The sequence below is a fragment of the Variovorax sp. GW821-FHT09D07 genome (assembly GCF_059416345.1).
Map to the genome: position 1 here is coordinate 197087 of NZ_JBWKOY010000004.1, position 18483 is coordinate 215569.

18 protein-coding genes are annotated in these 18483 nt (G+C 70.5%); 17 read left to right on the forward strand and 1 reads right to left on the reverse strand.

The genetic code is table 11. The annotated features are described in order from the left end of the window. The 8 genes from AC07OX_RS16580 to AC07OX_RS16615 are packed head-to-tail and all read left to right on the forward strand — an operon-like array spanning position 1 to position 9118. The gene (locus tag AC07OX_RS16580; RefSeq protein WP_139702536.1) at positions 1–1392 is read left to right on the forward strand and encodes an MFS transporter; all 1392 of its coding nucleotides are present in this window, start codon (positions 1–3) and stop codon (positions 1390–1392) included. Positions 1393–1445: 53 nt separating this feature from the next. Continuing rightward, positions 1446–3119, forward strand: a complete 1674-nt coding sequence (locus tag AC07OX_RS16585) for a serine hydrolase domain-containing protein (RefSeq protein ID WP_495261153.1) — start codon at positions 1446–1448, stop codon at positions 3117–3119. Further along, positions 3116–5482 (forward strand): alpha/beta fold hydrolase, encoded by a 2367-nt coding sequence (locus AC07OX_RS16590; RefSeq protein ID WP_495261152.1) that lies wholly within the window; start codon positions 3116–3118, stop codon positions 5480–5482. Before AC07OX_RS16585 ends, AC07OX_RS16590 begins: the two co-directional genes overlap by 4 nt. Beyond that, complete coding sequence (locus tag AC07OX_RS16595) at positions 5479–6642, forward strand: alanine racemase (protein WP_495261151.1); 1164 nt, start codon at positions 5479–5481, stop codon at positions 6640–6642. The genes AC07OX_RS16590 and AC07OX_RS16595 overlap by 4 nt, the downstream gene beginning before the upstream one ends. A gap of 30 nt (positions 6643–6672) precedes the next feature. After that, positions 6673–7539 (forward strand): MotA/TolQ/ExbB proton channel family protein, encoded by an 867-nt coding sequence (locus tag AC07OX_RS16600; RefSeq protein ID WP_095746596.1) that lies wholly within the window; start codon positions 6673–6675, stop codon positions 7537–7539. 31 nt (positions 7540–7570) lie between these two features. Continuing rightward, positions 7571–7999: an ExbD/TolR family protein gene (locus AC07OX_RS16605; RefSeq protein ID WP_095948763.1), complete on the forward strand. Its 429-nt coding sequence runs from the start codon at positions 7571–7573 to the stop codon at positions 7997–7999. 28 nt (positions 8000–8027) lie between these two features. Next, on the forward strand, positions 8028–8465 hold the full coding sequence (locus tag AC07OX_RS16610) for an ExbD/TolR family protein (RefSeq protein ID WP_095948762.1): 438 nt from the start codon (positions 8028–8030) through the stop codon (positions 8463–8465). Further along, positions 8462–9118, forward strand: coding sequence for an energy transducer TonB (locus tag AC07OX_RS16615; protein ID WP_495261150.1), 657 nt, complete (start codon positions 8462–8464; stop codon positions 9116–9118). Before AC07OX_RS16610 ends, AC07OX_RS16615 begins: the two co-directional genes overlap by 4 nt. 24 nt (positions 9119–9142) lie before the next feature. On the opposite strand, the gene AC07OX_RS16620 is transcribed toward AC07OX_RS16615, so the two are convergent. Then, a complete protein-coding gene (locus AC07OX_RS16620) occupies positions 9143–9610 on the reverse strand; it encodes a helix-turn-helix transcriptional regulator (RefSeq protein ID WP_495261149.1) in 468 nt (155 codons plus the stop codon). Between the two features lie 144 nt (positions 9611–9754). Between AC07OX_RS16620 and AC07OX_RS16625 the strand changes: the two genes are divergently transcribed. The 9 genes from AC07OX_RS16625 to ccoG all read left to right on the forward strand — a co-directional run bounded on the left by AC07OX_RS16625 (position 9755) and on the right by ccoG (position 18477). Beyond that, positions 9755–10816, forward strand: a complete 1062-nt coding sequence (locus AC07OX_RS16625) for a class I SAM-dependent methyltransferase (protein ID WP_095746594.1) — start codon at positions 9755–9757, stop codon at positions 10814–10816. Between the two features lie 16 nt (positions 10817–10832). Further along, complete coding sequence (locus AC07OX_RS16630; protein WP_070062088.1) at positions 10833–11048, forward strand: DUF1059 domain-containing protein; 216 nt, start codon at positions 10833–10835, stop codon at positions 11046–11048. Between the two features lie 90 nt (positions 11049–11138). Continuing rightward, the gene (locus AC07OX_RS16635) at positions 11139–13469 is read left to right on the forward strand and encodes a heavy metal translocating P-type ATPase (RefSeq protein WP_495261148.1); all 2331 of its coding nucleotides are present in this window, start codon (positions 11139–11141) and stop codon (positions 13467–13469) included. Between the two features lies 1 nt (position 13470). Further along, positions 13471–13608: a cbb3-type cytochrome oxidase assembly protein CcoS gene (gene ccoS / locus AC07OX_RS16640; RefSeq protein WP_095948759.1), complete on the forward strand. Its 138-nt coding sequence runs from the start codon at positions 13471–13473 to the stop codon at positions 13606–13608. 247 nt (positions 13609–13855) lie between these two features. Further along, positions 13856–15298, forward strand: a complete 1443-nt coding sequence (ccoN, locus tag AC07OX_RS16645; RefSeq protein WP_095746592.1) for a cytochrome-c oxidase, cbb3-type subunit I — start codon at positions 13856–13858, stop codon at positions 15296–15298. An 18-nt stretch (positions 15299–15316) separates the two neighbouring features. Then, complete coding sequence (gene ccoO, locus AC07OX_RS16650; RefSeq protein ID WP_070062091.1) at positions 15317–15961, forward strand: cytochrome-c oxidase, cbb3-type subunit II; 645 nt, start codon at positions 15317–15319, stop codon at positions 15959–15961. 23 nt (positions 15962–15984) lie between these two features. Then, on the forward strand, positions 15985–16125 hold the full coding sequence (locus AC07OX_RS16655; protein WP_062481697.1) for a cbb3-type cytochrome oxidase subunit 3: 141 nt from the start codon (positions 15985–15987) through the stop codon (positions 16123–16125). A 13-nt stretch (positions 16126–16138) separates the two neighbouring features. Beyond that, the gene (gene ccoP, locus AC07OX_RS16660; protein WP_495261147.1) at positions 16139–17053 is read left to right on the forward strand and encodes a cytochrome-c oxidase, cbb3-type subunit III; all 915 of its coding nucleotides are present in this window, start codon (positions 16139–16141) and stop codon (positions 17051–17053) included. Continuing rightward, positions 17050–18477: a cytochrome c oxidase accessory protein CcoG gene (ccoG, locus tag AC07OX_RS16665; protein WP_495261146.1), complete on the forward strand. Its 1428-nt coding sequence runs from the start codon at positions 17050–17052 to the stop codon at positions 18475–18477. The genes ccoP and ccoG overlap by 4 nt, the downstream gene beginning before the upstream one ends. The last annotated feature ends 6 nt before the right edge of the window (positions 18478–18483 follow it).

An 18483-nucleotide genomic window follows, 5' to 3' on the forward strand; every position in this document is an offset into this window, starting at 1 on the left:
ATGTCGGGCCTCCCACCGTTCGCGGCACCGATGCCGCTGGATGCGGCCGCCCCTGCGGCCCTGGAAACGACCCGCAAGGCGCCCACCAGCGCCTGGTATGCGCTGGCGGTGCTCATCATCGCGACGGTGCTGGGCTCGATCGACAAGGTCATCCTCACGCTGCTGACGGAGCCGATCCGCCAGACGCTGTCGCTCTCCGACACGCAGCTCGGGCTGCTGCAGGGCGCCGGCATCGTGCTGTTCACCGGCATCGCCACCTTGCCGCTGGGCTGGCTCAGCGACCGCTACGACCGGCGCGTGGTGCTCGCGGCCTGCGTGGTGCTGTGGAGCGCCGCCACGGCCATGCGCGGCACGGCCATGGACTACGGCGTGCTGTTCGTCGCTTCCGTCGGCCTGGGCGTGGGCGAGGCGGGCCTCACGCCCATCACCAACAGCATGATCCCCGACCTGTTCCCGCGCGCGCAGCGGGTGCTGGCGAATGCGGTGTTCGCGCTGTCGGCCATCTTCGGCAGTGCGCTGGGCGCGCTGCTGGGCGGCACCATCGTGCACCTCACCGACGACCTGCGGCCCTGGCTGCCGGTCGCGATGCAGCAGCTCGAAGCCTGGCGCCTGACCTTCTTCGTGCTGGCCAGCGCCGGCATTCCGGTGACGCTGCTGGTGCTGTCGATCCGGCGCACGCCGCGCGGCGGCGCACTGGAAGCCAAAGCAACGCCGGGGGCACCGGCCGCCGACGCACCGGGCGCCACGACCCTGCGCCAGCACCTGCGCCAGCACTGGCGCACCTTCGCGGGCCTGGTGGTCGGCGTGGGCCTGACCAGCGTGGGCCTGAGCTCGCTGGGCACCTGGCTGCCGATCCTCACGGCACGCACCTACGGCGTCACGCCGGTGCAGATGGGGCAGGGCATGGGCCTGGCCTTCCTGTGCGGCACCGTGGCCGGCGGCCTGCTGGGCGTGCTGTCGATGCGCTACGTGCAGCCACGCATGGGGCCGGCCGCGGCGCTGCGCCTGATCATGCTGGGCAATCTCTCGGCGGCGCTGATGTCGACGCTGCTGCTGTTCACGAGCTCGGCCAACCACAACTTCGCGCTGCTGGGCCTGCTGGTGGTGCCGCTCATCGGCAGCGCGGTGCTGCTGCCCAACGTGCTGCAGGACGCGGCGCCGCCGCACCTGCGCGCCCGCACCATCGCCATGCTCACGCTGGCCAGCCTGCCCTTCGGCGTGGTGGGTCCGCTGGTGGTGGGCATGTTGTCGGACGCCCTCAAGTCGATGCCCAACGGGCTGGCGGTGTCCATCGTCGTGACCACGCTGGTCGGCGGCAGCCTGGGCGCCATGGTGCTGCGCGCCGCCGAAGGCCCGTTCGTTCGCCTGATGCGCGAAGCGAAGCCGAACTGAGCCTTCCGCGTCGAGATTCCGCTCCCCCCTCTTTCATCGTTCGTTGTTCCTCCATGTCACAACCACACCCTTCAGCTCCTCTTCCTGACACCGCCTCCGCACTGGCCGCCATCGACGCGCTGGTGGTGCCCCTGAACCGCAGCGACGCGCCCGGCCTGGTGCTGGCCATCGCGCAGCATGGCCGCCTGCTGTACCGCCGCGCCGTCGGCATGGCCAGCCTGGAGATGGGCGTGGCGCTCACGCCGACCACGCGCATGCGCATCGCCTCCACCAGCAAGCACTTCACCGCCATGGCCGTGCTGCTGCTGGCCGAAGACGGCCTGCTCGACGTGGAAGATCCGGTGCAGAAGTACCTGCCCGAGCTGCCGCAACTGAGCGCCAACGGCCCCACGCTGCGCCACCTGCTCACGCACACCAGCGGCTGGCGCGGCCACGACGAGCTGTGGGCCATTGCGCATGGCCTCACGTTCACGCTGCCCGGCCCGGGCCTGCCGGCCATGGCGCGCCAGAGCGAGCTGAACTTCGAGCCCGGCACGCACATGGTCTACAGCAACGGCGGCTACTTCCTGCTGGCCAAGATCGTCGAGCGCGTGAGCGGCAAGAGCTTCAACGACTTCCTGAAGGCGCGCCTGTTCGACCCGCTCGGCATGGCCGACACCTCGTCGGTGGTGACCGACCTGAACGTGGTCCCCGGCATGGCCGGCCTGTACATGCCCGCGCCCGGCGGCGGCTGGCGCCGCGGCCTGTACCCGTGCGAACTCGACGGCGGCGGCTCGCTGGTGTCGACGGCGGACGACATGTTGCGCTGGCTCGCCCACATGCACGGCAGCGAGAAGATCGTGGGCAGCGCGAAGAGCTGGGCGCTGCTGTCGGCGCCCACCACGCTGTCGTCGGGCTCGCAGGTGAACTACGGCTTCGGGCTCGCGCGCCACCCGTACCGCGGCGTCGAGATCGTGCACCACGCGGGCGCCGTGCTCGGCGCGCAGTCGCAGATGATCAGCGTGCCCAGCCACGGGCTGGACATCATCGCCATGGTGAACGGCGCGCCCGTGTCGCCGTCGGCGTTGGCCCTCAAGGTGATCGAGCTGCTGCTTGGCGACGCACTCGCGCCGCCCGAGGTGCGCCCGCTGGCCAGCGCCTTCCCCGCGCTGCCCGGCCAGCGCTACCACGCACCCTCCACCGGCGGCCTGCTGGGCTTTGCGGACGTGGCCGGCAAGCTGGCGCTGTCGTGGCAGGCCGGTGAGGCCAGGCCCCTGAACCAGGGCGACGGCAAGCTCTGGCTGGGCCTGCAGGACCTGCCGACGAACGATCTCGTGATCGACACCGCCGACATCGACCCGCAACGCGCACCCGATGCCTTCGTGCTGCACGAAGGCGGCCAGCCTCGCCGCTTCGAGCGCCTGCCCGAGACCGCGCCCGATGCCGCGTCGCTCGCCGACGAACTGTGCGGCGACTACATCAGCCCCGACCTCGACGCCACCGCGCGGATGGTGTTGGTCGACGGCCGGTTGCAGCTCACCGTGCAGGGCCGCCACGGCCAGCACGCGTGCGTGCTGACGCCGCTGTCGGCCGATGTGGCCACGCTCGCCTCGGTCGACCCGGTGCTGGCCCAGCTGGGCAAATCGGTTCTCAACGTGGAGCGCAAGGGCGGCCGGGTCGTGGGACTGCTGTTTGCCACCACGCGCTCGCGAAACATCCACCTTGCCCGCCAGGAGCCCCGCGCATGAAGTTCTTCACCACCCTGTTCGCCACCGAGACCAACACCTTCGTCTCGGCCCCCACCGGCCTGGGCAGCTACGAGGAATACGGCATCTTCCGCGGCGACGCCAGCACGCGCGACGCCACCGGCTACGGCCTGTACGCGGTGGAAGTGCGCCGGCAGCTGGCCGCCGAAGGCCATGAAACCGTCGAGAGCCTGCTGGCCTTCGCGCAGCCGCTGGGGCGCACCGTGCGCAGCGTGTACGAGCGCCTGCGCGACGAGATCCTGGACGACCTGCGCAAGGCCGGCCCGGTCGACGGCGTGATCCTCGTGCTGCACGGCGCGATGGTGGCCGACGGCTACGACGACTGCGAAGGCGACGTGATCACGCGCGTGCGCGAGATCGTCGGACCGAACGTGCCCATCGGTGTGTCGCTCGACCTGCACTGCCACTTCACGCAGAAGATGCTGAACACGGCCGACGCCATCATTTGCTACAAGGAATACCCGCACACCGATGCCTTCGAGCGCCTGACCGAGCTGATCCGCATCGTGGTCGACACCGCGCAGGGCCGCGTGAAGCCCGTGACGGCCGTGCACGACTGCCGCATGGTCGGCAAGTGGCACACCACGCGCGAGCCGATGGCCGGCTTCGTGCGCCGCATGCAGGACGCCGAAAAGCTGCCGGGCGTGCTCTCGGTGTCGCTGGGCCATGGCTTCCCCTGGGCCGACGTGCCCGAGTCGGGCGCCAAGCTGTGGGTGGTGACCGACAACGACCCCGCGCTGGCCGCCAAGCTGGCCGAAGAACTCGGCCGCGGCTTCTGGGACCTGCGCCACGAGACCGGCGTGCCCTCGCTCTCGATCGAGGAGACGCTCGCCAAAGCCATGGCCGTGCAGGGCGGCCCCGTCGTCATCGCCGACACCGCCGACAACCCCGGCGGCGGCGCCACCAGCGACAGCACCTTCATGCTGCGCGCCGTGGTCGAGCGCGGCATCGGCGACGTCGCCTTCGGCGGCGTGTGGGACCTGGGCGCGGTGCAGCTGTGCCGCGACGCGGGCGTGGGCGCGAGCTTCGAGCTGCGCCTGGGCGGCAAGTGCGGCCCGGCCTCGGGCGACCCGATTGACCTGCACGTGACCGTGATGAACGTGGTGGAGGCGCATTCGCAGGGCGGCCTCTCGGGCGTGCGCACGCCCATGGGCCCGTGCGTGTGGGTGCAGGCGGCCGACGGCGTGGACATCGTGCTCATCAGCAAGCGCAACCAGGTCATCGGCGCCGATCTCTTCACGGGCCTGGGCATCGACCTGGCGGGCAAGAAGCTGGTCATCGTGAAGTCGGCGCAGCACTTCCATGCGGAGTTCGGGCCCCTGGCCAAGTCGGTGCTGTACGTGTCGACGCCGGCCTCGCTGAGCACCGACTTCGCCAACCTGCCGTACCGCGTGCGCGACCTCGACTACTGGCCGCGCGTGGAGCAACCCGGTCGCCCGCACCACATGGCCGCGCCCGGCGAGCTGTACACCATCGACGGCCGCGCCATGCATCTGCAGCGCAGCGGTCCGGTGGCGGCCAGTGCCGCGCAGCCCACGCTCGTCATCGAAGCCGGTGGCGGCTGCGCCTCGCCGACCTACGCGCGCCTGCAGCAGGCGCTGGCGGCGAAGCACCCGGTGATCAGCTACGACCGCGCCGGCATGGGTTGGAGCGAAGCCGACGACGCGCCCTTCGACGGCGAGCGCACCGCGCACCGCCTGCATGCGCTGCTCGCAGCCGCCGGCGTGACGGGCCCGATCGTGCTCGTCGGCCATTCGCTCGGCGGTCTTCTGAACCGGGTCTACGCGGGCCTGTATCCACAGCAGGTGGCCGGTGTCGTGATGCTCGATGCCAGCCACCCCGACCAGTTCGCGATGTACGAGCACCCGCCCGAATCGCAGTTCGCGGCCGAGCGCGTCAAGCGCAAGGACTTCCAGGCCGGCGGCCCGCCGCCGCCGGAGCAGGCGCCCATCGAGGCCCTGTTCGCCGACATGCCGCAGGTGCTGCGCCAGATGAAGGCGACCTACACGCCCGAAGCGCTCGACACCATGGTGGCCGAGGTGCGCGGCCTGCCGCACGTCGCGCGCCAGGCGGCCGCGTCGCCCGACTTCGGCTCGCGTCCGCTGGCCGTGCTGTGGGCCAGGCAGCAGCCGCTGCCGGCCGGTGCGGACCCGGCCATTGCCGCGGTGCAGCAGCGCTGGCCCGAGTTCCAGGAAGCGCATGCGGCGCTGTCGACGCAACGCCGCCTGGCGTGCATCGAAGGCGCCGCGCACATGACGCTGGTGCTGCTGCCGCCGCTGGTGCAGCGCGTGGCCGAGGAAATCGACGGCGTGATGGCGCAGGTCGCGTCCGGAACCGGCCGATGACGCCCCTGGCCGAACTCACCACGCCCGCGCTGCTGCTCGACGTCGGCGTGCTCGAACGCAACTGCGAAGCGATGGCGCAGCGTGCGGCGCGCCATGGCGTGGCGCTGCGACCGCACCTGAAGACGGCCAAGTCGGCGGAAGTGGCGCGGCGCGCCACGCGCGGGCAGGCCGGCGGGCTCACGGTGTCGACCGTGGCCGAGGCCGCCTACTTCGCGCGCCACGGCTTCACCGACCTGACCTACGCCGTGGGCATCGACGCGAACAAGATCGAGGCGCTGCACGACATCCAGCGCGCGCACGGCGCGCGCGTGACGCTGCTGGCCGATTCCGTCGAGGCCGTGCAGGCGGCCGGTGCCCGCGCGCGGGCGCTGGGCGCGAGCTTTCGCGTGCTGCTGGAGATCGACACGGGCGGCGGCCGCGGCGGCGTCGGTCCGCGCGACGACGGCCTGCTGTCGCTCGCGCGCGAGGTGCAGCGCAGCGAATCGCTGTCGCTGGCCGGCGTGCTCACGCATGCGGGCCACAGCTACCACGTGCAGGGCGGCACGGCGATCCGCGCCATCGCCGAGGCCGAGCGCGCCGGCGCCGTGCATGCGGCCGAGCGGCTGCGCGCGGTCGGCATCCCGGTCGAGGTGGTGAGCGTGGGCTCCACGCCCACGGCCGTGTGCGCGCAGTCGCTCGAGGGCGTCACCGAGATGCGCCCCGGCGTCTACACCTTCTTCGACCTGGACCAGGCGGCGCGCGGCATCTGCGGCGTGGACGAGATCGCGCTGTCGGTGCTGGCCACCGTGATCGGCCACAACCCGCGCTCGCGCCGCGTGCTGATCGACGCCGGCGCGCTCGCGCTGTCCAAGGACCAGTCGGCGGCCGAGTTCCGCGCCGGCCTGGGCTTCGGGCTGGTGTGCCGGGCCGACGGCACGGTGCCGCTGCTCGGCCTGTGCGTGGCCGAGCTGCACCAGGAGCACGGGCTGATCGCGTGCGAAGGCGACGACGACGCACAGGCCATGTTCCGCGCGCTGCCCCTGGGCGCCTGCGTGCGCGTGCTGCCGCACCACGCCTGCATGACGGCCGCGCCCTACGACCGCTACCACGTGGTGGACGGCGCGGGCAGCGGCGTGCAGGCGGTCTGGGACAAGGCGCACGGCTGGCAGGCCGGCGCCTGAAGCCAATCAATTTTTCTGGAGAAGACAACGATGACGAAGACATTTCTTGCACGGCTGACGGCCGTGGCCGCGCCCTTTGTTCTGGCCCTCGGCCTGGGCAGCGCGCCGCAACTCGCGGGCGCCCAGACGCCGGCCGCACCGCAGGCCGCGGCCAGTGCTGCTGCCGCCACGCCGGCGCCCGTGGCGGTGCCCGAGAAGCCTGCAGCCCCGGTTGCCGCACCGGCCGCCACCGCCAAGGTCGACAATCCCTACGGCGTGGGAGCGCTCTGGTCGCAGAGCGATGCCGTCGCCAAGGCCGTGCTCGCCATCCTGGCGATCATGTCGATGGGCAGCTGGTACGTGATCGTCACCAAGTTGCTCGAACAGATGCGCATGGGCCGCCAGGCGCGCGCGGTCGACAACGAGTTCTGGAACGCGGGCACCGTGCAGGCCGGCACCGCGCGGCTGGCCGAAGGCAGCCCGTTCCGCTTCATCGCCGACGCCGGCATGCAGGCCACGCAGAAGCACGACGGCCTGCGCGGCAAGGTCGACTTCGCCGACTTCGTCGACCTGTGCATCCACCGCGCCACCGAGCGCGTGCAGCGGCGCCTGGGCAACGGCATGTCGCTGCTGGCCACCGTGGGTTCCACCGCGCCCTTCGTCGGCCTGTTCGGCACGGTCTGGGGCATCTACCACGCGCTCACCGCCATCGGCGTGGCGGGGCAGGCCTCGATCGACAAGGTGGCGGGCCCGGTGGGCGAGGCGCTCATCATGACCGCCATCGGCCTGGCCGTGGCCGTGCCCGCGGTGCTGGGCTACAACTGGCTCCTGCGCCGCAACATCACCGTGATGGACGACGTGCGCGAGTTCAGCGGCGAGCTGCACTCCGTGATCCTGGCCGGCAGCGCCGCGGCCTGACGCGCGCGCACGCACGCAAGCGGACTGCGCCATGGCGATGAACATCCCGGCCTCCGGGGGAGACGAGGAACAGGCCATCGCGGCCATCAACACCACGCCGCTGGTCGACGTGATGCTGGTGCTGCTGATCATCTTCCTCATCACCATCCCGGTGGTCAATTACTCGGTGCCCGTCGCGGTGCCGAAGGAGCGCAACGAGGTGCGCGAGAGCAAGCCCGAGACCGTCGTGATCTCGGTGGACGCCGCCGGCCGCACCTACTGGTACGACACGCCGGTGCGTGACACGCCCGCGCTGGTGGCGCGGCTCACCAAGGTGGCGGCCCTGAACCCGCAGCCCGAGGTGCACATCCGCGGCGACTGGCATTCCGACTACGAGCCGGTGGGCCGGATCATCTACGCCTGCCAGGCGGCCGGGATCGCCAAGGTGGGCTTCATCACCGAGCCGCCCGCGCGCAACTGAGACGAGCAGACAGCGAGACAAGCAAGCCATGCCAAGAAAACAGAAGCAGGGGCGGCGCAGCAGCACGCCTTCCGACGAGCCGATGATGGACATCAACACCACGCCGCTCATCGACGTGATGCTGGTGCTGCTGATCATGCTGATCATCACCATCCCGATCCAGCTGCACTCGGTGAACCTGAACATGCCCACGGGCAACCCGCCGCCCAGCGAGCTCAAGCCCGAGGTGCTGCGCATCGACATCGACGCGCTCAGCGTCGTGCAGTGGAACGGCGAGCCGCTGGCCGACCGCAGCGAGATGGAACGGCGCTTCGAGCAGGTCGCCGCGCAGGCCGTGCAGCCCGAGGTGCACCTGCGGCCCGACCGCCGCGCCAAGTACGAGGTGGTGGCCGGCGTGATGGCCTCGGCGCAGCGCACGGGCGTGAGCAAGCTGGGCATCGTGGGCGCGGAGCAGTTCATCCCATGAAGCGCTCCCGCAAGGACTTCAACCCGAAATCACGCTTCGGGCCCGTGGGCATCGCCGTGATGGTGCTGTTCCATGTCGGCGTGGGCTACGCGCTCGTGTCGGGGCTGGCGCGCCAGACGGTCGAGCTGATCAAGAAGCCGATGGACGCGACCATCATCAGCGAGATCAAGCCGCCGCCGCCCCCACCACCGCCACCCCCGCCGCCGAAGAAGATCGTGCGCCAGGAAACGCCCAAGGCCCCGCCGCCGCCGCGCCCGGCCTATGTGCCGCCGCCGGCCGTGACACCGCCGGCCACGTCGGCGCCTGCGATCACCGCCGTGCAGAACACCGAGCCCGTGGCGCCGCCGCCGGCCGCACCGCCGGCGCCTCCCGCGCCGCCGGCCCCGCCGAAGGCGACCTCCACCGACATCGCGGTGGCCTGCCCGCGGCAGGTCAAGCCCGAGATGCCGCGCAAGGCGCTGGACGAAGGCATCGGCGGCGTGGTCAAGGCCGAGGTCCGCATCAAGGGCGGACATGTGCAGGAGGTGCGCTTCCTGTCGGGGCCGCGCGTGTACCACTCGGCCGTGCGCGCCGCGGTGATGCGCTACGAATGCCAGACCACGGGCGATGCCGAGGTGCTGGCGACGCAGGAGTTCGTCTTCCGCATCGAATAGGAGGAAGGCGCCGATCTCTCTTCTTCAGACAGGTCGGCCCATGGCGAGCGCGCGCATCACGGCGGCCGTGCGCGTCTCCACGCCCAGCTTCACGTAGACATGCTCCAGGTGCTTGTGCACGGTGCGCGGGCTGATCGTCAGCAGGGCGGCGATCTCGGCGTCGGTCTTGCCTTGCGAGAGCCAGTGCATGACATCGCCCTCGCGCGGTGTGAGGCCGGCGGGCTGCGCATCGGGCAGCGGCGCCGGCGCGCGACAGGCCAGCCGGTACAGGAAGGCCACCGCCATCGCATGCTCCAGCCCCACGCGCCGGCAGTAGTCGGCCTGCTGCGCGGCGCGGCGCAATTCGCGCCGGCCCGGCGCCTTGGCGATGCGGCGGGTGGTGCGCGTGGGATGCGCGTCGGCGCTGCGATGCCGCACGGGCACATGGCCGGACTCCAGTTTGTCCAGCAGGCGAAGTGCGCTCGCCCAATCGTTGCGCGACAGGTGCGTCATGGCATGCCCTTTCACGGTGCATACGCATTGCTGCGTATGGCGCCCGCACGCATCGAGAGACAGGATGCTCGCAGGCCCTTTGCCTCGAATTCAGTATAGGCAGGCAGCGGGCGCGCCAGTCGCTTGTCGACGAAGGGGATACACATGGCCATCGACGAAACACGGCTTAACGCGTTCATGGGTAACTTCGTCCACGACATCGGGGCCGTGATGCACGCGGCGACCATCGTCGTCGGCGACCAGCTCGGCCTGTACAAGGCGCTGGCCGAAGGCCCCGCCACCGCGGAGCAGCTCGCCCGCCGCACCGAGACCGACCCGCGCTACCTGCGCGAATGGCTCTCGGCCCAGGCCGCCAGCGGCTACGTCGAGTACGACCCGAAAGGCGAGCTGTTCTCGCTGACCGAGGAACAGGCCTTCGCGCTGGCCGAGGAAGGCAGCCCGGCCTTCGTGCCCGGCGCGTTCCAGATCGCCGTGGCGCAGTTCAAGATCATTCCCAAGATGGTCCAGGCCATGCGCACGGGCCTGGGCATCGGGTGGCACGAGCACGACGTGGCCCTGTTCCATGGCACCGAGCGCTTCTTCCGGCCCGGCTACGCGGCCAACCTGGTGAGCCAGTGGATTCCGGCGCTCGAAGGCATCGAGCCGCTGCTGAAACGCGGCGCGCGCGTGGCCGACGTGGGCTGCGGGCACGGCGCCTCGACGCTGCTGATGGCGCAGGCCTATCCCCAATCCAGCTTCGTCGGCTTCGACTACCACGCACCGTCGATCGAGCGTGCGCGCGAAACCGCGCGCAAGGCCGGTGTCGACGATGAAAAGCGTCTGCGCTTCGAGGTCGCCAGCGCCAAGGATTTCCCCGGCGAAGACTACGACCTCGTGGCCGTCTTCGATTGCCTGCACGACATGGGCGACCCCGTCGGCGCGGCGGCGCACGTGCGGCGCACCCTCAAGCCGCAGGGCACGTGGATGATCGTCGAGCCCTTTGCCAACGACCGGCTGGAGGACAACATCAACCCGGTGGGGCGCGTGTTCTATTCGGCCTCCAGCTTCATCTGCACGCCGGCCTCGCGTTCGCAGGAAGTGGGCCTGTGCCTGGGGGCGCAGGCCGGTGAAGCGCGCCTGCGCGACGTCGTCTCGCAGGGCGGCTTCTCGCACTTCCGCCGCGCCAGCGAAACGCCCTTCAACCTGATCTTCGAAGCACGTCCGTAAGGACAAAGGAGGCGCCATGTCCCGCCAATACATCGACTGCCGCGAGTACCCAAGCACGATGAACTGCAGTGTCGCGCTCTGCGCCGATTCCGAAGGCGAACTGCTCGATGCCGCCGTCCAGCACGCCGTGGCCGTTCACGGCCACACCGACACGCCCGAACTGCGCAAGCAGCTGGCGAGCATGTTCAAGGCCGGCACGCCGCCGGTGGAGCTCGCGAAGACGCCCGCTTGACTGACTGACGGTCCTGCGCGGCCCCGGCCGCCGCGACGAACCTTGATGCAGATCAAACGCTTGCATCGGCCCGGCATTTAGCCTGCCCCGATGCAAGCTTCCGCCGCGCTCGCGCCGTTTCCGTCCGTTCCATCGTCCGCCGGGAGTGACGCCCGCGCCGACGCCTGGCAGCTGCTCGACGACCCCGCCGAGTGGGCCGCGTTCGGCCGACCGCTGGAGGCCGGCACAGGCCGCTGGGAATCGCAGGTGGCGGTCGAGGGCATGCACTGCGCGGGCTGCGCCTTCACCGTCGAGGCCGCGCTGGCGCAGGTGCCCGGCGTGGCCGAGGTGCAGGTGAATGCCGCGAGCCGGCGCGCGCGCGTCGTGTGGTCGGCCACGGCCACACGGCCTTCGCGCTGGTTCGAGGCCAGCGCGCGCGCGGGCTACCCCTTGCTGCCGGCCGGCAGCCGCAGCGCGCGCGAGACGCGCACGCGCGAGCTGCGCATGGCGCTGTGGCGCTGGCTGGTCGCGGGCTTTTGCATGATGCAGGTGATGATGTACGCCTACCCGGCCTACGTCGCGCGCCCCGGCGACATGACGGCCGATGCGGCGCAGCTGCTGCGCTGGGCCTCGTGGGTGCTCAGCCTGCCCGTGGTGCTGTTCTCGTGCGGGCCCTTCTTTCGCAGCGCCTGGCGCGACCTGCGCATCGGCCGTATCGGCATGGACCTGCCCGTGACCTTCGGCGTGGTCATCACCTTCGTGGTGAGCACCGCCGCCACCTTCGACCCCACGGGGCCGCTGGGGCACGAGGTCTACTTCGACTCGCTGACGATGTTCGTCTTCTTCCTGCTCACCGGCCGCTGGCTCGAGGCGCGGCTGCGCGACCGCACGGCCGGCGCGCTCGAGGCGCTGATGCACCGGTTGCCCGACAGCGTGGAGCGCCTCGGGGCCGACGGCGAATGGACGCGCGTGGCGGTGCGCCGGCTCGGCGCGGGCGACGTGGTGCGCGTGCGCCCCGGCGAGGCCTTCCCGGCCGACGGCACGGTGATCGACGGCGACACCACCGCCGACGAGGCGCTGCTCACCGGCGAGTCGCGCCCCGTGCCGCGCCCCTGTGGCGACCGCGTGCTCGCGGGCAGCCACAACCTCTCGGCCGTGGTGCAGGTGCGCATCGCGTCGGTGGGCGAGGGCACGCGCTTCGCGCAGATCGTGCGGCTCATGGAAAACGCCGCGCTCGACAAGCCGCGCCTGGCCCGTCTGGCCGACCGCGTGGCGCGGCCCTTCCTCATCGCGGTGCTGGCCTGCGCGTTCGGCGCGGGCGCGCTGTGGTGGGCGGTCGATCCCGGCAAGGCGCTGATGGTCGCGGTGGCGGTGTTGATCGTCACCTGCCCGTGCGCGCTGTCGCTGGCCACGCCGGCCGCGATGCTCGCGAGCGCGGGTGCCCTGGCGCGCGGCGGCGTTCTCACATCGAACCTGCAGGCGCTCGAGGCATTGGCCGGCGTCGACACCGTGGTGTTCGACAAGACCGGCACGCTCACGGGCGACACGCCGCGCCTGGAACGCGTGTACTGCCGCCAGGGCCTGCGCCCGGGCGATGCGCTGGAGATCGGCGCGGCGCTCGCGGCGCTGTCGCTGCACCCGGCCGCGCGCGCGCTCGTGAACGCCTGGCAGGCGCAGTTCCGCGCGCCGCCGGCCTGGTCGGCGACGCAGCTGCGCGAGACGGTGGGGCAGGGCGTGGCAGCCTCGCTCCACCGGCGCGATGCGGTGGACGACCACGGTGCGCGCCCCGTGCGACTGGGCTCGGCGGCCTTCTGCGAGGTGCCGCCGCTGCAGGTCGACGCGGCGCAGATCCACCTGAGCGACGACGAGGGCTGGCTCGCCAGCTTCGTTCTCGCCGAGGAGCTGCGCCCCGACGCCACGCAGGCTGTGGCGGCGCTGCAGGCGCAAGGCTTGTCGGTGCGCCTGTTGTCGGGCGACCGCGAGAACGCGGCGCGTGCCATCGGCGCGCAGGCCGGCATCGCGGCGGTGCAGGGCGACTGCGCACCCGAAGACAAGCTCGAGGTGCTGTGGCAGCTGCAGGCGGCCGGGCGCGAGGTGGCGATGGTCGGCGACGGCCTGAACGACGGCCCCAGCCTGGCGCGCGCCAACGCCTCGTTCGCCTTCGGCCACGCCGTGCCGCTGTCGCGTGCACGCTCCGACTTCGTGGTGCTGGGCGACGCACTGCAGGCCATTCCCGCCGCGGTGGCGCAGGCGCGCCGCACGCTGCGCGTGGTGCGCCAGAACCTGTTCTGGGCCGCGGCCTACAACGCCGTGTGCGTGCCGCTGGCCGTGGCCGGCTGGCTGCCGCCGTGGCTCGCTGGGCTGGGCATGGCGGCGAGTTCGCTGCTGGTGGTGCTCAACGCGGCGCGCCTGGCCGCGCCGGGGAAAGCGGCGGTGGCCTGAGATGGACGTTCTGTTCCTGCTCGTGCCGCTGTCGGTGGTGCTGGTGCTCGCGATTCTGGGCGGGCTCTGGTGGGCCATCGAACGCGGCCAGTTCGAGGACATCGAGGTCGAAGGCGACCGCATCCTGAAGAATGACTAACCCCCAGGCTACGCGCACTTCGTGTCGCTTCGCCAACCCCCTTGCAGGGGGCACACCCTGCGGCCTGGCATAGCCAGTTCCGCGGGTGTTCTGGCACGGCCCGCTCCGCGGCCTTCGGCATCGTTCGAGCTCGTGTGCCGCCGTCGATACAAGCCGCAGTGGAGAACGGAGCGGGCTTGATCTGCATCAAGCCTGCCCGGGCGATGCGGGCAGACACTGCCCGCAAACCACATCTACGGGCACCACGATGCAGCAGACCACGCACCCTCCCGCGGCCATCTACGACGACACCGTCGTGCGGCAGTTCGCACTCATGTCGGTGGTCTGGGGGGTGGTCGGCATGCTGGTCGGCGTGATCATCGCCTCGCAGCTGACCTGGCCCGAACTCAACCTCGGCATTCCCTGGCTCAGCTACGGCCGCCTGCGTCCGCTGCACACCAACGCGGTGATCTTCGCCTTCGGCGGCTGCGCGCTCATGGCCACGAGCTTCCACGTCGTGCAGCGCACCTGCCAGGTGCGGCTGTTCGCACCGGCGCTGGCCTCGTTCGTGTTCTGGGGCTGGCAGCTGGTGATCGTCGCCGCCGCCATCAGCCTGCCGCTGGGCTACACCAGCGGCAAGGAATACGCCGAGCTCGAGTGGCCCATCGACATCCTGATCGCCGTGGTCTGGGTGGCCTATGCCATCGTGTTCTTCGGCACCATCGGGCTGCGCAAGGTGCGCCACATCTACGTGGCCAACTGGTTCTACGGCGCCTTCATCATCGCGGTGGCGCTGCTGCACATCGTCAACAGCGCGGCCATTCCGGCCGGCTGGATGAAGAGCTACTCGGCCTACGCCGGCGTGCAGGACGCCATGGTGCAGTGGTGGTACGGCCACAACGCCGTGGGCTTCTTCCTCACGGCCGGCTTCCTGGGAATGATGTACTACTACATCCCCAAGCAGGCGGGGCGCCCGGTGTACTCGTACCGGCTGTCGATCGTGCACTTCTGGGCGCTGATCTTCACCTACATGTGGGCCGGCCCGCACCACCTGCACTACACCGCGCTGCCCGACTGGACGCAGTCGCTGGGCATGGTGTTCTCGCTGATCCTGCTGGCGCCCAGCTGGGGCGGCATGATCAACGGCGTGATGACGCTCTCGGGCGCCTGGCACAAGCTGCGCACCGACCCGATCCTGCGCTTCCTGATCGTCGCGCTGTCGTTCTACGGCATGTCGACCTTCGAGGGCCCGATGATGTCCATCAAGACCGTCAACGCCCTGAGCCACTACACCGATTGGACCGTGGGCCACGTGCACTCCGGCGCGCTGGGCTGGGTGGGCTTCATCACCATGGGGTCGCTGTACTACCTGATCCCGCGCATGTACGGCCGCCTCGCCATGTACAGCGTGCGCGCCATCGACGTGCACTTCTGGATGGCCACCATCGGCATCGTGCTGTACATCGCCGCGATGTGGATCGCCGGCGTGATGCAGGGCCTCATGTGGCGCGAGATCAATGCCGACGGCACGCTGACCTACACCTTCGTCGAAAGCGTGAAGGCCACCTTCCCCTACTACCTGGTGCGCGTGATCGGCGGCGTGCTCTACCTGGGCGGCATGCTGGTCATGGCCTGGAACGTCTGGATGACCGTGATCACCGGGCGCTCGGTGCGCGCCGAGATCCCGGCCGTTGCCGCCGCCCACGCCTGAAGCCACTGAGGACGCACGATGAACGCACCAGACAACAAGAACTCCGCGCCCGCCGCCACCGGCTTCACGCACGAGAAGGTCGAGACCAACAACCTGCTGATGATCGTGCTGATCCTGCTGGTGGTGGCCATCGGCGGCCTCGTGGAGATCGTGCCGCTGTTCTTCCAGAAGTCGACCACCGAGGCCGTGGAGGGCGTGAAGCCGCTCACGCCGCTGCAGCTGGCGGGCCGCGACGTCTACCTGCGCGAGGGTTGCTACAACTGCCACTCGCAGATGATCCGCCCCTTCCGCTCGGAGACGCTGCGCTACGGCCACTACTCGGTGGCCGGCGAGTTCGTGTACGACCACCCCTTCCAATGGGGCAGCAAGCGCACCGGCCCCGACCTGCACCGCGTGGGCGGCAAGTACAGCGACGAGTGGCACCGCATCCACCTGAACAACCCGCGCGACCTCGTGCCCGAGTCGAACATGCCGGCCTACCCGTGGCTGGAGAAGGGGCTGGTCGACGCCGGCAGCATCGCCACCCGCATGCGCGCGCTGCGCACGGTGGGCGTGCCCTACACCGACGAAGAGATTGCCAAGGCCGCCGACGAGGTCGCCGGCAAGACCGACATGGACGCCACCGTGGCCTACCTGCAGTCGCTGGGCCTGGCGCTCAAGTAAGAAGAAAGAACAGGCAACGCCCCATGACCGACATCACCACCCTGCGCATCGCCGCCACCATCGCCTGCTTCGTCGTCTTCATCGGCATCGTGGCCTGGGCCTGTTCGCGCCGCAACACGCAGCGCTTCGCCGAAGCGGCCCGGTTGCCGTTCGAGCAGGACTGAAGGGAGCCCCACGATGAGCGACTTCATTAGTAACTTCTGGTCCAGCTACGTGGCCGTGGCCTCGCTGCTGAGCATCCTGGGCTGCGTGCTGCTCCTGTGGCTCACGGCGCGCAAGCGCGTGCCCTCCGACGCCGACAACACCACCGGCCACGTGTGGGACGAAGACCTGCGCGAAGCCAACAACCCGCTGCCGCTGTGGTGGGTGGGCCTGTTCGTGCTGACCATCGTCTTCTCGCTCGGCTACCTGGCCGTGTTCCCGGGCCTGGGCAGCTTCGCCGGCACGAACGACTGGAGCTCGCGCGCCGAGTACCAGCAGGACGTGGCCAAGGCCACGCAGGCGCTGGAACCGGTGTACGCGCGCTACGCACCCATGCCCATCGAAGAAGCCGCGCGCGACCCGCAGGCCCGCGCCATCGGCGAGCGCCTGTTCATGAACAACTGCGCGCAGTGCCACGGCTCCGACGCGCGCGGCAGCAAGGGCTTTCCCAACCTCACCGACGCCGACTGGCTGCACGGCGGCACGCCCGACAAGATCGTCGAGTCGATCACCAAGGGCCGCATCGGCACCATGCCGCCGGCCGCCGCGATGGTCGGCACGCCCGACGACGTGAAGAACGTCGCCCACTACGTGCTGAGCCTGTCGGGCGAGCCGCACGACTCGCTGCGCGCCGGCCTGGGCAAGCCCAAGTTCGCCGCCTGCGCGGCCTGCCACGGCATCGGCGGCGTGGGCAACCCGGCGCTGGGCGCCCCGCGCCTGAACGACCGCATCTGGCTGCACGGCTACGGCGAGGCCGCCATCGTGCAGATCATCAACGAGGGCAAGCACAGCGCCATGCCCGCGCAGGAAGGCCGCCTGACCGAGGCGCAGATCAAGCTGCTGGCCTCCTACGTGTGGGGCATGTCCAACCCTGCGACCGGGACCCCATGACGCGAAAGACGGTCATCCCGATCGTCAGTGCGCCGCCCGCCGCCGCGCCGGAGGTCGGCCTGTACGAGGCGACGAAGAAGATCTACCCGCGCAGCGTGCAGGGCCTGTTCGCGCGCTGGCGCTGGGCCATGGTCTTTCTCACGCAGCTGGTGTTCTACGGCATGCCCTGGGTGGAGTGGGGCGAGCGGCAGATGGTGCTGTTCGATCTGGCCGCGCGGCGCTTCTACATCTTCGGGCTGGTGCTGTACCCGCAGGACCTGATCTACCTGTCGGGCCTGCTGGTGATCAGCGCGCTCTCCCTCTTCCTCTTCACGGCCGTGGCCGGCCGCCTGTGGTGCGGCTATGCCTGCCCGCAGACCGTCTACACCGAGATGTTCCTGTGGGTGGAGCAGCGCATCGAAGGCAACCGCAGCGCGCGCATCCGGCTCGATGCCGGCGCGTTCTCGCTCGAGAAGCTGGTGAAGAAGGCCTTCAAGCACCTCGTCTGGATCGGCATCGCGCTGTGGACCGGCTTCACCTTCGTGGGCTACTTCACGCCCATCCGCGAGCTGGGCATGGCCTTCCTGCAGACGCAGATGGGCTCGTGGGAGGTGTTCTGGGTGTTCTTCTACGGCTTTGCCACCTACGGCAACGCCGGCTTCATGCGCGAGCAGGTGTGCAAGTACATGTGCCCCTACGCGCGCTTCCAGAGCGCGATGTTCGACCGCGACACGCTCATCGTCAGCTACGACCCGCAGCGCGGCGAGCCGCGCGCGCCGCGCCGCAAGAACGTCGACCCGCGCAGCGCCGCCTTGGGCGACTGCATCGACTGCAGCCTGTGCGTGCAGGTGTGCCCCACCGGCATCGACATCCGCCAGGGCCTGCAGTACGAGTGCATCGGCTGCGGCCTGTGCGTGGACGCCTGCGACAGCGTGATGGACAAGATGGGCTACGCGCCGCGCCTCATCCGCTACGACACGCAGAACGGCATGGAGGCCGGCTGGTCGCGCCGCCAGCTGTGGCGCCGTGTGCTGCGCCCGCGCGTGCTGGTCTACACCGCGTTGCTCGCGCTGCTGGTGGCGGGCCTGCTCGCCAGCCTGGTCGCGCGCACGCCGCTGAAGGTCGACGTGGTGCGCGACCGCGCCTCGCTGGCGCGCATCGTCGAGGGCGGGCGGCTGGAGAACGTCTACCGGCTGCAGATCATGAATGCGACCGAGCGCACGCAGCACTACCGCATCGCCGCGCGCGGCATCGACGGGCTGAGCGTGGCCTCGCCCGACGAGGCCATCGAGGTCGAGCCCGCACAGGCGCGCTGGGTGGCGGTGCGGCTGCAGGTGCCTTATGGCGCCGCGCCGGCCGGTTCGCACACGGTGCACTTCGACGTCCGGCAGGCGGATGGAGCGGCGCAGGTTTCCGAAAAAGCGGTCTTCCTGGTGCCGCGCTGAAAGGTC

What these genes read in the sequence shown, in the direction of transcription:
- AC07OX_RS16580 (WP_139702536.1), top strand. Translation starts at nt 1, where the DNA reads ATGTCGGGCCTCCCACCGTTCGCGGCACCGATGCCGCTGGATGCGGCC.
- AC07OX_RS16585 (WP_495261153.1), top strand. Translation starts at nt 1,446, where the DNA reads ATGTCACAACCACACCCTTCAGCTCCTCTTCCTGACACCGCCTCCGCA.
- AC07OX_RS16590 (WP_495261152.1), top strand. Translation starts at nt 3,116, where the DNA reads ATGAAGTTCTTCACCACCCTGTTCGCCACCGAGACCAACACCTTCGTC.
- AC07OX_RS16595 (WP_495261151.1), top strand. Translation starts at nt 5,479, where the DNA reads ATGACGCCCCTGGCCGAACTCACCACGCCCGCGCTGCTGCTCGACGTC.
- AC07OX_RS16600 (WP_095746596.1), top strand. Translation starts at nt 6,673, where the DNA reads ATGACGAAGACATTTCTTGCACGGCTGACGGCCGTGGCCGCGCCCTTT.
- AC07OX_RS16605 (WP_095948763.1), top strand. Translation starts at nt 7,571, where the DNA reads ATGGCGATGAACATCCCGGCCTCCGGGGGAGACGAGGAACAGGCCATC.
- AC07OX_RS16610 (WP_095948762.1), top strand. Translation starts at nt 8,028, where the DNA reads ATGCCAAGAAAACAGAAGCAGGGGCGGCGCAGCAGCACGCCTTCCGAC.
- AC07OX_RS16615 (WP_495261150.1), top strand. Translation starts at nt 8,462, where the DNA reads ATGAAGCGCTCCCGCAAGGACTTCAACCCGAAATCACGCTTCGGGCCC.
- AC07OX_RS16620 (WP_495261149.1), bottom strand. Translation starts at nt 9,610, where the DNA reads ATGACGCACCTGTCGCGCAACGATTGGGCGAGCGCACTTCGCCTGCTG.
- AC07OX_RS16625 (WP_095746594.1), top strand. Translation starts at nt 9,755, where the DNA reads ATGGCCATCGACGAAACACGGCTTAACGCGTTCATGGGTAACTTCGTC.
- AC07OX_RS16630 (WP_070062088.1), top strand. Translation starts at nt 10,833, where the DNA reads ATGTCCCGCCAATACATCGACTGCCGCGAGTACCCAAGCACGATGAAC.
- AC07OX_RS16635 (WP_495261148.1), top strand. Translation starts at nt 11,139, where the DNA reads ATGCAAGCTTCCGCCGCGCTCGCGCCGTTTCCGTCCGTTCCATCGTCC.
- ccoS (WP_095948759.1), top strand. Translation starts at nt 13,471, where the DNA reads ATGGACGTTCTGTTCCTGCTCGTGCCGCTGTCGGTGGTGCTGGTGCTC.
- ccoN (WP_095746592.1), top strand. Translation starts at nt 13,856, where the DNA reads ATGCAGCAGACCACGCACCCTCCCGCGGCCATCTACGACGACACCGTC.
- ccoO (WP_070062091.1), top strand. Translation starts at nt 15,317, where the DNA reads ATGAACGCACCAGACAACAAGAACTCCGCGCCCGCCGCCACCGGCTTC.
- AC07OX_RS16655 (WP_062481697.1), top strand. Translation starts at nt 15,985, where the DNA reads ATGACCGACATCACCACCCTGCGCATCGCCGCCACCATCGCCTGCTTC.
- ccoP (WP_495261147.1), top strand. Translation starts at nt 16,139, where the DNA reads ATGAGCGACTTCATTAGTAACTTCTGGTCCAGCTACGTGGCCGTGGCC.
- ccoG (WP_495261146.1), top strand. Translation starts at nt 17,050, where the DNA reads ATGACGCGAAAGACGGTCATCCCGATCGTCAGTGCGCCGCCCGCCGCC.